This is a genomic window from Pseudozobellia thermophila (assembly GCF_900141855.1).
Classification (GTDB): domain Bacteria; phylum Bacteroidota; class Bacteroidia; order Flavobacteriales; family Flavobacteriaceae; genus Pseudozobellia; species Pseudozobellia thermophila.
Genome location: NZ_FQYU01000001.1, coordinates 1,045,691 through 1,057,916 on the forward strand (window position 1 = coordinate 1,045,691; position 12,226 = coordinate 1,057,916).

The 12,226-nt window shown below is 48.1% G+C and carries 9 protein-coding genes; 5 read left to right on the top strand and 4 right to left on the bottom strand.

Annotation, left to right across the window (positions count from 1 at the left end):
• Nucleotides 1-179 precede the first annotated feature (179 nt).
• The 5 genes from BUB37_RS04430 (at nucleotide 180) to BUB37_RS04450 (ending at nucleotide 8,588) form a co-directional block, all read left to right on the top strand.
• Entirely contained in the window at nucleotides 180-1,073 is an 894-nt protein-coding gene (locus BUB37_RS04430) for a sugar phosphate isomerase/epimerase family protein (RefSeq protein ID WP_170863113.1), read from the top strand.
• Nucleotides 1,074-1,288: 215 nt separating this feature from the next.
• Complete coding sequence (locus BUB37_RS04435; RefSeq protein WP_072989043.1) at nucleotides 1,289-4,123, top strand: DUF1553 domain-containing protein; 2,835 nt, start codon at nucleotides 1,289-1,291, stop codon at nucleotides 4,121-4,123.
• A 24-nt stretch (nucleotides 4,124-4,147) separates the two neighbouring features.
• On the top strand, nucleotides 4,148-5,596 hold the full coding sequence (locus BUB37_RS04440) for a DUF1501 domain-containing protein (RefSeq protein WP_072989046.1): 1,449 nt from the start codon (nucleotides 4,148-4,150) through the stop codon (nucleotides 5,594-5,596).
• 339 nt (nucleotides 5,597-5,935) lie between these two features.
• Entirely contained in the window at nucleotides 5,936-6,403 is a 468-nt protein-coding gene (locus BUB37_RS04445) for a (2Fe-2S)-binding protein (RefSeq protein WP_072989051.1), read from the top strand.
• 4 nt (nucleotides 6,404-6,407) lie between these two features.
• The gene (locus BUB37_RS04450) at nucleotides 6,408-8,588 is read left to right on the top strand and encodes a xanthine dehydrogenase family protein molybdopterin-binding subunit (RefSeq protein WP_072989054.1); all 2,181 of its coding nucleotides are present in this window, start codon (nucleotides 6,408-6,410) and stop codon (nucleotides 8,586-8,588) included.
• 204 nt (nucleotides 8,589-8,792) lie between these two features.
• Here the strand turns inward: BUB37_RS04450 and BUB37_RS04455 are convergent, their stop codons facing one another.
• The 4 genes from BUB37_RS04455 to BUB37_RS04470 all read right to left on the bottom strand — a co-directional run bounded on the left by BUB37_RS04455 (nucleotide 8,793) and on the right by BUB37_RS04470 (nucleotide 12,222).
• Entirely contained in the window at nucleotides 8,793-9,794 is a 1,002-nt protein-coding gene (locus BUB37_RS04455; RefSeq protein WP_094766523.1) for a transporter family protein, read from the bottom strand.
• On the bottom strand, nucleotides 9,769-10,812 hold the full coding sequence (locus BUB37_RS04460; protein ID WP_072989058.1) for a cytochrome-c peroxidase: 1,044 nt from the start codon (nucleotides 10,810-10,812) through the stop codon (nucleotides 9,769-9,771). The genes BUB37_RS04455 and BUB37_RS04460 overlap by 26 nt, the downstream gene beginning before the upstream one ends.
• 69 nt (nucleotides 10,813-10,881) lie before the next feature.
• Nucleotides 10,882-11,682 carry an MbnP family protein gene (locus tag BUB37_RS04465; RefSeq protein WP_072989061.1) on the bottom strand — a complete coding sequence of 267 codons (801 nt, stop codon included), beginning with the start codon at nucleotides 11,680-11,682 and terminating at the stop codon, nucleotides 10,882-10,884.
• 159 nt (nucleotides 11,683-11,841) lie between these two features.
• Nucleotides 11,842-12,222, bottom strand: coding sequence for a hypothetical protein (locus BUB37_RS04470; protein ID WP_094766524.1), 381 nt, complete (start codon nucleotides 12,220-12,222; stop codon nucleotides 11,842-11,844).
• Nucleotides 12,223-12,226 lie beyond the last annotated feature (4 nt).

The window sequence follows — 12,226 nt, forward strand, 5'->3', positions numbered from 1 at the left end:
TGAAAGGGCTTGGCTTTGGGGGAATTGATTAAATTACGGCCCGTAATTTGGGACGGGAATCGAATGTTGCCGGAAAATGTTCGGATATTGCCGGCAATCCATAAAAAGGCCTTTTTTTATCCGGCCAATGAATAGTGTAAGTACAATTCAATCGATTTTAGGTAAAAAAAAAGCAACCAATGGACCGAAGAAGATTTATCGAAAGAGCATCAGTTTTGGGAGGCTTGGCCATAACGCCATTGTCTTATTGGCCAATCTTAAACAAGCCTCGGTACAAAATGGGCTATCAGTTGTTCTCCATCCGCGATGAAATGGCGAAGGACCCGGTCAATACCCTAAAGGCCTTAAGGAAAATGGGCTATCAAGACTTTGAAATCTATGGTTTTGATGAGGGGAAAAAGGCGTATTATGGTTTTAAGGCCTCGGAATTCAAGCGCATTCTAGACGATTTGGGGCTAACGGTCTCCAGTGGCCATTACGGGTTTTCACCTTATTTGAACAAAGGCGATGACGAGTTGAAATACTATGTAGACCGATGTATCGAGGGGGCGGGTACGTTGGGAAGCAAATACATCACCTGGCCCTGGATCGCTCCCGAACAAAGGACCATCGAAAATTTTAAGTTGATGGCCCAAAAGTTGAATGCCATAGGGGAACAGGTAAACAAGGCAGGCCTCGGTTTTGCCTACCACAACCACGGTTTTGAGTTTGAGGACCACAATGGGCAGAACGGCTTCGATATTATTGTAAACGAAACCGACCCCAAATTGGTAAAGCTTCAGATGGACATGTATTGGGTGATGCATTCCTCAAAATACACTCCCCAAGAACTGATTGATGCCCAACCGGGGCGCTATGTCATGTGGCACATTAAAGATATGGACAAAACCACCCGCGATTATACCGAACTGGGCAATGGGTCTATAGATTATACCAAACTGCTGCCAGACCCGGTCAAATCGGGACTGGAATATTATTATATAGAGCAAGGGGGCAATTATTCGGTAGACGCTACCAAGAGTGCTTCTCAAAGCGCCAAATTTTTTAAAAGGCATCTTCAGAAACTTCTGTAGCGTGTTTTAAACGTTTCAAATAAGGCCCGATATCCTTTTTGAGATCTATTTGTTTCTGGTTCTTTTTAACGGATTCAAACTAGCTGTTTGATCCTTCTTTTTAATAGAACTTAAGAACTTAGCTGTGAATTCATTAAATTCAATGCGATTTCAATTCGATATGCCAAATTGTGCTTTTGGGAATTGAGATTAAACCAACCAGACTAATTTGATTCATGGAAGACTTCAATTGGATATTTAAATTTCTAGGTAGGCTACACCCCTTGCTCGTACATTTCCCCATAGGCCTATTGGTGGTGGCCCTTTTCTTGGAATTATTGACCCTGGGTGGAAAAAGGCCGGGACTCCGGGAGGGCATTCACTGGATGGTCTTCTTGGGAACGGTTTCGGCCGTACTGTCCGCTTTGTTTGGCTGGCTGTTGCGAAACCAAGAAGATTATAGTGGCACTTTGGTAGACAACCATCAGTATTTGGGTATCGCTACGGCCTTATTCGCCATTATAACCTTGGCCCTGTTGCGAGGAACCTTGAAGGGAAAGTTACCGCATTTTCGAATTTATAGGATCTCACTCCTATGTACTGTTATCCTGTTGACCTTGGCGGGTCACTTGGGGGCGAACCTTACCCATGGCGAAGATTATTTGACCAGTGTTTTTACGGATGATAAAACGGCTTACGATGAAGGAAAGGGCTTGGAACTGCTCGCCGAATTGAAGCGGACCGATACCTTGAGTGCCGCCCAACAAGACCGATTGAATTTGGAGGTCAGGGCCATCCTTGCGCATAACTGTTACCAATGCCATAGTGAAAACAAACAAAAGGGAGACCTTGTTCTAGACAGTAAGGAAGGGGTTTTCAAAGGGGGCGAATCGGGAGAGGTAGTCATAGCGGGTAATCCCGATCGGAGCGAATTGTACCGACGAATTACCCTTGCGCCGGACCACGATGAGGTGATGCCCAAGAAGGGCAAAGTGCTAAAGAAAAGTGAAATAGCCCTTATCGGCCTGTGGATCAAAAATGGCGCCCATTGGTCGGACCAAGAGGTAAAGGTCTTTCCCGAGGCCGAGCTGGCCCTCGTTAAGCCCGTTCTTCCGGAGTCGGATGAAAAACACCCCGTCGATAAGTTGATAGGGAACTATTTTGACCAACAAAATAAGGAGTGGCCCCCACTAGTGGAAGACCGTGTTTTTGTTCGAAGGGCCTATTTGGATATTGTAGGCCTCCTGCCCCCAAAAAAGGCCGTAGATTCATTCGTTAAAAATACCCGCCCCGACAAACGGAGCGTTCTTATTGACTCCTTGTTGGCCGACGGCCACAACTACACACAGCACTGGTTGAGCTTTTGGAACGACCTCCTTAGAAACGATTACAGCGGAACGGGATTTATCACCGGGGGTAGAAAGCAAATTACCGATTGGCTGTATAACTCCCTTCTCCATAATAAGGGCTACGACCAAATGGTAAAGGAATTGATCGATCCTTCCCCGGAATCCGAGGGCTTTATAAAGGGCATTCAATGGCGTGGGGTGGTCAATGCCAGCCAGCGTACCGAAATGCAGGCGGCACAGAACATTGGGCAATCGCTACTGGGGGTCAATGTAAAATGTGCCTCCTGCCACAACAGCTTTGTGAGCAACCTCACCTTGGAACAATCCTACGGTTTTGCCTCGATTTTTGCCGATTCGGTACTGGAGCTCAACCGTTGCGACAAACCCCTGGGCAAAATGGCAGAGGTCGGTTTTCTATATCCTGAACTGGGCGATGTCAAGGCCGAGAATGTACAAGAGCGTTTGTTTAAACTGTCGCAAGTGATGGTAAAACCCGAAAATGGCCGCTTGTACCGCACAATTGTCAACCGCTATTGGGCCAAGCTTATGGGACGTGGCATTGTCGAGCCCCTCGATGAAATGGACAATCAGCCCTGGGATCGGGATCTCTTGGACTGGCTGGCTTCCGATTTTATCGATTCGGGCCATGACCTTAAGCACTTGATCAAACGCATCATGACATCGAAAGCCTATCAATTGGCCGCGGCCAATTACGAACGGCCTGACGAGGTCAAGGAAGATTATGTCTTCAATGGACCCTTGTTGCGTCGATTGAGTGCCGAGCAGTTTTCCGATGCCGTAAGCCAAGTGTTTTTTCCGGTCTTCCATGCTGTTGAATACGACCCTTCGGGCCAAAAACCTACCGCCCAGCGTATATGGCATCGCGAAATCAAGTTTGATCGCGATGTGCTCCCGGAACCCGGAAAGAGGTATTTTAGAAAATCGTTTGTGATACCGGCCAAGAACATCCTCGAAGCAAAAGCCCTTATTTCGGTCGATCATGCCTACACCTTATACATAAACGGAGAGCAAGTGGCCCAAGGTAACGATTGGAAGCGTGTGGGGAAAATCCATGTAGGGCGATTTTTAAGGCCGGGAAAAAACCTTGTGGCCATTGAGGGCGTAAATGAGGGGGTTATTGCCAATCCTGCAGGTGTTTTGTTCGCAATGGAAATAGAGTTTGATGACGGGCACAAAATTAAAGTTGATTCCGATACCAGTTGGAAAAGTTCCGCCGAACATCCCAACGGGGCGTGGACGGCCGTTGACTTTGACGATACGGCTTGGGGTCAGGTTAGAAATTACGGCCATTCGAACTGGGGCAAGTTGGTCGGGTTTACCTTTGAGGATGACCGCAGCGGCTTTGCCAGGGCAAGCCTGGTCAAGCAACATTCGTTTTTGAAGGCACTCGGTAGGCCCAGCCGTGAGAACGTGACGACCTCTAGGGATCAACAAGCTACCCTCCTTCAAGCCTTGGAACTTACCAATGGCGAATTTTTTAACAGTGTGCTCGAGGAAGCCGCCGAGCTTTGGATCGAAAAATTCGGAGGTGAGGGCCAAAAGATAGTCGATCATCTCTATTGGAATACCTTGGGAAGGAATCCCTCGGAAAAGGAAAGGAACCTCCTGCTAAGTGTTTTGGGCGATAGGCCTAAAAAGGAAGACGTGCAAGACGTGTTCTGGTCTACCGTTATTCTTCCTGAATTCCAGTTTATTAATTAAAACCACCCGATAAAGGCAGCAGCTATGCAAGAAGACAATAAGCGAAGGGAGTTCATCAAAAAAATGGCGGCAGCAAGCTTGTCGGCATCGGCCACATCGATTCCCGTGGCCAGCTTTTTAGGCTCCTGCTCCCGACCTGTCCAAAAATTGGCATCCACTGCAGATACCGTTATTCTTTTGTGGATGGCAGGGGGTATGGCCCATACCGAGACCTTCGACCCCAAGGCCTACGTACCCTACGAAAAGGGGGTCGAGAGCAAAAGGGTGCTCAGTACCTTCCCCAAAATACCTACGGTGGTTGACGGACTCCATTTTTCAAAAGGATTGGAATCCATAGCCGGGGTAATGGACAAGGGGGCGATCATACGTTCGTACAAGTCGGCCGATCTGGGGCATATCCTGCATACACGGCACCAATACCATTGGCATACGTGCTACGAGCCGCCACAATCGGTCCAAGCACCCCATATCGGTGCGTGGATCGCCAAGGAACTCGGACCCAAAAATCCCGTGATTCCTCCTTTTATAGCTATGGGACAACGCTTTACCGTGGGTGAGGCCGAAGAACTCAAGGCCTTTCATTCCGCGGGTTTTTTGGGTACTGAATTTGGTCCGTTCTTGATTCCTGATCCGGCGGGGGGACTTGAAAGCGTAAGACCCCCGAAAGGGATGTCGCTCAAACGTTTTGAGGCCAGGTACAAGCTTTATAAGGAACTGGCCGATAAGAGCGGTTTTCTAAAACAGGGAAGTGACTACCAAAAAGAATCGCTCATGCGCTCTATGGAACAATCGTATCGTCTTTTGAACTCCCCGGAAGCTAAGGTTTTTGATCTGTCGCAAGAACCAAAGGAGGTCTACGATACCTATAATACGGGGAGGTTTGGTCTCGGTTGCCTTCTGGCGAAACGTTTGGCCCAGAATGGAGGCCGGTTTATCAGTGTGTCTACCGAATATGAGCCTTTTTTGGGGTGGGATACGCACGAAAATGGCCATATCCGCGCCAAGAAGATGAAGGAGTTGGTCGATAGGCCCATTGCCCAGCTCATTAAAGACTTGGATGAAAGCGGGCATTTGGATAGAACACTGGTTATTTTGGCCAGTGAATTTAGCCGTGATGCGATTATGGAGGGAAGACCGGGCGAGACCGTCAAAGACCAGGTCGATCAACCCGATATTATCGAAGATGAAAAATTTTATGGTATGCACCGCCATTTTACCGATGGCAGTTCCATTTTACTGTGGGGCGGAGGAGTCGAAAAAGGGTTGGTATACGGCAAAACGGCCGATGAAAGGCCCTGCTCTTCCGTAGAAAACCCCGTAGTTATCGATCAGGTCCACCAGTCGATATACCATGCCCTGGGCATTCACCCCGAAACGCACTATACTATTGAGGGGAGACCGTTTTATACAACGCCCGACGGGCAAGGAAAACCGATTTTGGATTTGTTCGGCCAACCGGTCGGCAAGTCTTGAGTCACCAATGAGTCAGTACTCTTTAACGTATCGTATACAAGGAGGTAGCAACTAAAAAAGAGCCTTACCGGTTAAGACAAGACTCTTTTACGAGAACACTATATGAAAATGAAAAAATTTACTTCCTTTATTATTACATGACAAACATAGGGTAGGGGTAGGTCTGGTGCAATATTTTGATGTGAACGGCCTTAAATCTGTTGTGAAACAAGAGGGATTTGTTATTTGAAAGTTGACAATACCAAGACCTTTTTCCTTTTTAGGCTTTACGGGCCTTTTTGTAAAGTCGCTTTTTTCGTAGATTCATAGGCGCATAAAGTGCATTAAAGAATTCCTTATATGAATAATACACTTTCACTTCATGTAAATGGCAAGGATTATGAAATCGATATAGACCCCGATACACCATTGCTTTACGTGCTTAGAAATGAGTTGGGCCTGAACGGGGCCAAATTCGGGTGTGGCCTGCAACAATGCGGGGCTTGCACGGTCTTATTGGATGGGGAGTCCCGTCTTTCGTGCCAATTGCCGGTACGTGAGGCCGTGAAGTTCAAAATACGGACTATCGAGGGCTTGGTTCGGGACGATGGGAGTTTGCACCCGGTACAAGCCGCCTTTGTAAAGGAACAAGCGGCCCAGTGTGGCTATTGCCTCAACGGAATGGTAATGGCATCGGTGGCCTTGCTCGAAGGCAACAACAATCCTTCAGATGACGAAATACGCAAAAAGCTCGCTATTAACATATGCCGTTGCGGGGCACACTCCCGTATTATCAAAGCGGTAAAGACTGCAGCACAAGAATTATAGGCCCATGGAAACTACCCGAAGAGAATTCGTAAAGAAGCTTGGTTGTATAAGTATAGGTTTTTCATTGGCGGCGCCCATTACCCTTTCGTGTGAAAACCAGACCGCACCCCTAACGGAAAAGTCGCTGGACAAGAATGATATCAACTCATGGCTTCAGGTGTTGGAAGACGGAAGAATACGTATCTACACGGGCAAGCTCGAGCTGGGGCAAGGTATAAGTACGGCCGTAAAACAGGTAGCGGCCGAGGAATTGGACACTTCTTTGGACATGATCGAGGTCAATATGGCCGAAACAGGGGTAACGCCAGATGAGGGTTTTACCGCCGGAAGTATGTCGATTGAATCAAGCGCCATGTCCATTCGCCAAGCAGCCGCCTCGGCCCGTGAGGCGATATTGAAGTTGGCGGCCCAAAAATGGCGGATACCCGTGTCCGAACTCTTTCTGAAGGACGGCAGGGTCAGGGGGAAGGATAAGGAAGCGACCCTCTACGAACTCTTAAAGGGCAGGCAGATCGAGGGAAGTTTGGACAGTTCCGTTGAATTGAAGGGAAAAACGGTACGGAAATACGTGGGCCAACCCCTTCCCCGAAAAGATATCGAAGCCATGGTTAGGGGAGAGGCGGTATTCGTACAAGACCTAAGGTTCCCACGCATGGTACATGCGCGGGTGGTACATCCCCCTGGCTACGCTTCAAGAATTGTTTCTATGGACGAGGACGCAATCCAAAAATTACCGGGCTTGCTCAAAATTGTGAGAAAGGGCAACTTCGTAGGGGTCATCGCGGAAAAGGAATACGGGGCCATTCAACTAAAACGGAAAGTAGATTCATTTATACAATGGGATACATCCCCTGGTTTGCCGGATCAATCGGCCTTGAAATCCCATCTAAAAGCCCTGCCCGCCGATGTGGAGGTACACGAAGATCGTGGAAATGCGGAAAAAGTCCTGAAGGAATCGACCACTCAATTGACAGCCTCGTTCTTTAAGCCTTATCTGATGCATGCTGCTAACGGCCCCTCATGTGCGGTGGCTTTTTTCGACAATGAAAGACTTAAGGTTTGGTCGCATTGCCAGGGGGCATATCCCCTGAGGCGAACCTTGGCCAAGTTGATGGAAATGCCCGAAGATTCGGTAAATGTGAAAGCTGTGCCGGGATCAGGTTGTTTTGGTCATAATGGGGCCAATGATGTGGCGGCCGAAGCGGCATTGTTGGCGCGCGAATTTCCGGGCAGGCATATTCGATTGCAATGGATGCGGGACGATGAAAACGGATGGGAACCTTTTGGTACCGCTATGATGGTTGATTTAAGGGCGTCCTTGGACGACAAGGGAAAGATTGCGGCTTGGAATTGCGATGTATGGTCGGATGGGCACAGCAACCGGCCGAACGAAAATCCCAATACGCTCCTGCCCGCCCATTTTTTGGAAAGGGACTATGGCCACCCCGGAATCGGATATCGTGGCGGGGCTTGGCGAAATGCCGCACCCTACTATACCATCCCCAATTTAAAGGTGCGTTCGCATATGTTTCAGGGGCCCTTAAGGGTTTCTTCGCTCCGTAGCCTCGGCACTTATACCAATATTCTGGCCGTGGAATCCTTGATGGACGAGCTGGCCGAGCAGGCCCAAAAAGACCCTATTCAGTTTCGTATCGAGCACTTACGCGATGCCAGGGCAATAGAATGCATCCAGAAACTTCAAAAGCACATCGCCGACGTGACATTAGGGCAAAACGAGGGATTGGGTGTGGCCTTTTCACGGTATAAAAATGAAACCGTCTATTGTGCCATGGCGGCCAAGGTATATGTAGACAGGGGTACAGGAAAGGTAAGGGTTAAAAAGTTATGGGCGGTAGTCGAAGCGGGAGAGACCATTAACCCCGATGGATTAAAAAACCAGACCGAGGGCGGAATGATCCAATCGGCCAGTTGGGCATTAATGGAAGAGGTCAAGTTCGATCGCAAACATATTACCAGTCTCGATTGGGGCTCCTATCCTATGTTGAGGTTTCCGGATACGCCAGAGGTCGAGGTCGAGGTGATCGACCGTCCCGACCAACCTCCGGTGGGTGCCGGAGAGGCCTCCATGGCACCGACCACTGCAGCTATCGTAAACGCCATTTACCGCAGTACAGGCGTTCGTGTTAGAACCTTGCCGGTAAACAGGGAACTACTCAGGGCTTGATTTCCACAAAAGGTATTCAACCAAAAAGAGCCCTGTCTTTCGACAAAGCTCCTTTACGAGAACACTATATGAAAATGAAAAATTTACTCTTGGTTAATAATCACATGACAAACATACGGGGCTTGGCCAAGAGCCGCAACAAAATGATGTGAAGGTCCTCATTTATGTGGTGTGCAATCGATTCTTTGTTATTTGGGCGGTGGACTAGAGGTTGATGTTCAGGTAAACCGACAGGCGGTGCCTGAGCTCTACCCGACCATTGTTCAGGTCTTGGCTGATGGGCAACACGCCGGTTAGGCCCAAGGCATAGTTTTTATAGCTGCCTTCGATACTTAGTTTGCCCAAAAACACGTTTCCTTCGGTATCCGCGACCTTTAGGCCGTATTCTTCGTTCGATTCGAATTTTTCCCCCGCTAGGCCGACAATGGGGGTCAGTGCGAAATCGGACAGGTAATAGGTCTTAAAGGCATTGATGCCATAATTGAGCTGATTGCCGAACTGGTATTCCTTGGGGTTCTTGGTCTTAAAGGTATAGTTCAACAAGGTGCTTATGCCCCAATTGCGATGGGTGAAGCCATAGTTCATGGCAAGGATATAGTCCCAACTACCATTGCCCAGTTGAAAGCTGGGGTTGACGCTTCCGGTATTGTTCGCCTTGTCGTATTTGCCCGTAGGGGCCTTTATTCCGCCACCCAATTGAAGGTAGTGTTCGGGTTTTATCGAAACGATGCTGTCGGGGGTAGCCTTTAGCAGGTTGTAAAAGGCCAGGACGCTAATGTCTCCCAAACCATTGATTTCCTGGTCGGTGCCGTCGGGCAATACCCTGTTGTGAAATTGATAGGGAACGATGGCATTGAGGATAATACGTTCGGTAACGGGGATATTGCCCCAGGCCTGTAGGGTATTGAAGTTTTCGGTGATCCAGGGCGAGTTGTTGAAAATACCGTCCCGCGAACGGTATTGCTGCCCGATGTAGCGAAGTCCTACAAAATAACTGTTCATTGCCGTGCCGTAGCCCATGCTTCCGCCGCTACTTCCACATCCACATGTGTCACAAAAATCGAAGTAACCTTCCTCGTAGTGAAAATGGGCCGCACAAGGGCTAGGTTCGGGCAGGGGCCCCATATCGTTGGCAAAACCTAGGGTCGCACAGGCAAAGGCCCATAGAAGGGTCAAGTGTTTAATATTCAGAAAATCGTTCGTCATTGAGGTACGTATTGTCCGTTAAGGTGTTTAAAAATGCTATTATGGCTTCTTTTTCCGATAAGCTTAGGGCAATGCCCAAGCGTTCTTCTTGTTTGAGCAAGGGATCAAGGGTAGAAGAGTCGACAACGCCGCTATCGTAAAAATCGAGAACGGCCATTAAGGTGCCGAACCTTCCGTCGTGCATATAGGGTGCGGTCTTTTCGACATTTCGTAAACTCGGTACCTTGAATTTGTAACGGTCGTCGGCCGAGCCGCTTACCTCTTCGCGCCCCACATCGTTCAGTTGTGGGTTGGGGGGAAGGCCGTTGTTTCTAAAAGATCCGTCGGTAAAAAGGTCCGTACTGTGGCAAGAGCTACACTTTTGTTCAAACAGTTCCATGCCTTCTTTTTCTTGATCGGTCAAATCCCCTCCGGCCTCATTGCGTACGTATTTGTCGTATTTGGAGTCGGCCGAAACCATCATGACCATAAATTGCGCCAAGGCTTTCAGAAAGTTTTCGGTATTGATTTCCCCGTCTTCAAAGGCAAGCGAAAAATCTTTTTGGTATTCTTTGTCGGCTTTGAGCTTATTGACCACGTTGGTAACCGTTTCGCCCATTTCCACTTCGTTGGTAATGGGGATGATGGGGAAGAGGTCTAAATGCGACGTAGCCCCGTCCCAGGTAAACTCGGTCATAAAGGCCGCATTTTGTATGGCCGGTGTGTTTCGAGTGCCCTCAAGGTCGTCGATTCCATGGCTGAATTGATGGCCGTGGTGGGTAAAGGCATGCCTTTGCTCATGGCAAAAGCCGCACGAAATAAATCCGTTGGCCGAAAGCTGGCCGTCGTAGAACAGTTTTTTTCCGAGCTCAAATCCGAATTTGGTAGGCGGATTCGCTTCTAAATCGTAGCTGGGTTCGGGAAAGTTGCTCGGTACGGTAAACTCCAGCGGCTCATCGATGGCTACATATTCTTCGTCGTCGGAAGAACAAGAGCCCAAAAACACCATTGCCGATACTAATATGAATATTCGTCTCATGATTGCAAATTGGGACGGCCGGCCGTAAATGGGCCGGCCATCTTGTTTTTTTAACTCAACCGATGATTGTTAGTCGTGACTTTCTCCATTGTGGACATGGTCTACCACGAACATTTCGGTCGTATTGACCGCTATTTGTGGCGATTTTTCCTCGTCTACCATGATGACCGATTTTTCCGAAAGTTTGATGTTGTTGCTTGAAACGAGAATCTTTGAGGCATCTATTTTAAGATGGATGCTCGAATCTATTTCATCGCTGACAATCACGCTGGTGGGCAATTCCAAGGTAACTTCCTTGTAGTTGTCCAAGCTCGAACCATGGCTGCCCATATGTATTTTAAAATCTGTGGGTTCGGTAACGGATTCCGAGGTGAAGCTGCCTTCGAAATTCAAGAATTTGTAACCCGCTTGCCATGACCACATCATGTTGTTCGCCTCGGCTTCGGCAAGAAAATCCCCTTGGCCCTCGGAACCTTGAAGATATTTTTCTTGGTCGACGCCGATACCGAATTTAAGGGTGGTGTATTTTCCGGCGGGTATACCGGGAAGTACTATATTGTCTTCCTCGGTTTCCTGGCTTACAATAAAATAGCTTTCGTCTTTAGGGTAAACAAACTCTTCGCCCTCTTCGTTCACTAAGCGAAAATTACTTACGATGTAGTTGAATCGGGTTACGGTTATTACCTCCCCGTTTTCGTTGGCACTATTGGGCGTGTTGAGTATTAGGTCGTTGCCGTTAAAGCCATTGTCGTATTTGATTGAAATCTCGCCCGAACCTGTTAATTCTTCGGTAGTACCGTCGTCGTCACTTGAACAGCTAACGAACAATAGTATGGATAGGGCAAGGGTATATAATGAATATTTTTTCATCGTTGTATATTAAAAAGTATGTTGAAAACATGCGAAACCCTCACGGCGGAGCGCACATTCCCAAAATGTTGAATAAGAATTTAAGTTTGAAATTTTAAACGCACATACATGGCCCACGGCTGTTTTCGCCATGGGGTATGCGTATAGTTTGGAAGTTGACTATACGTTTTCCGGGGGTTGGGAAATATCCGATGTCAATTCGGTGGAAATAAAGACGTTTAACGCGGTAGCGTTGTACGACTTACCAGGGCCTAGCTCCAGGTTTAAACTTATTGCCTGCGGTAAAACCTGAAAGAATACCGTGTTTTGGATCTCTAGCTTGGACTGCTTTTCCCCAAAGGGATTCTTTTCGTTCTTTTCCGTTTCTTCGGCCAGTAACTTGGCCAAATAACATTTACCGTCGCATTCCAATTGGGGTCGGTCCTTGTTTTCGCAAAGTACGTTTTTGATGTAGTCGTAATTCACGATATACTCCACTACCGGCCAAAAGGGTTTGACCAGCATAAGGGCGACCACAAAGAGGATGATGTACGACTTCACGGTC

Coding starts and splice junctions, on each gene's coding strand:
- BUB37_RS04440 (WP_072989046.1), top strand. CDS start 4,148: ATGCAAGAAGACAATAAGCGAAGGGAGTTCATCAAAAAAATGGCGGCA.
- BUB37_RS04450 (WP_072989054.1), top strand. CDS start 6,408: ATGGAAACTACCCGAAGAGAATTCGTAAAGAAGCTTGGTTGTATAAGT.
- BUB37_RS04465 (WP_072989061.1), bottom strand. CDS start 11,682: ATGAAAAAATATTCATTATATACCCTTGCCCTATCCATACTATTGTTC.
- BUB37_RS04455 (WP_094766523.1), bottom strand. CDS start 9,794: ATGACGAACGATTTTCTGAATATTAAACACTTGACCCTTCTATGGGCC.
- BUB37_RS04430 (WP_170863113.1), top strand. CDS start 180: ATGGACCGAAGAAGATTTATCGAAAGAGCATCAGTTTTGGGAGGCTTG.
- BUB37_RS04460 (WP_072989058.1), bottom strand. CDS start 10,812: ATGAGACGAATATTCATATTAGTATCGGCAATGGTGTTTTTGGGCTCT.
- BUB37_RS04445 (WP_072989051.1), top strand. CDS start 5,936: ATGAATAATACACTTTCACTTCATGTAAATGGCAAGGATTATGAAATC.
- BUB37_RS04435 (WP_072989043.1), top strand. CDS start 1,289: ATGGAAGACTTCAATTGGATATTTAAATTTCTAGGTAGGCTACACCCC.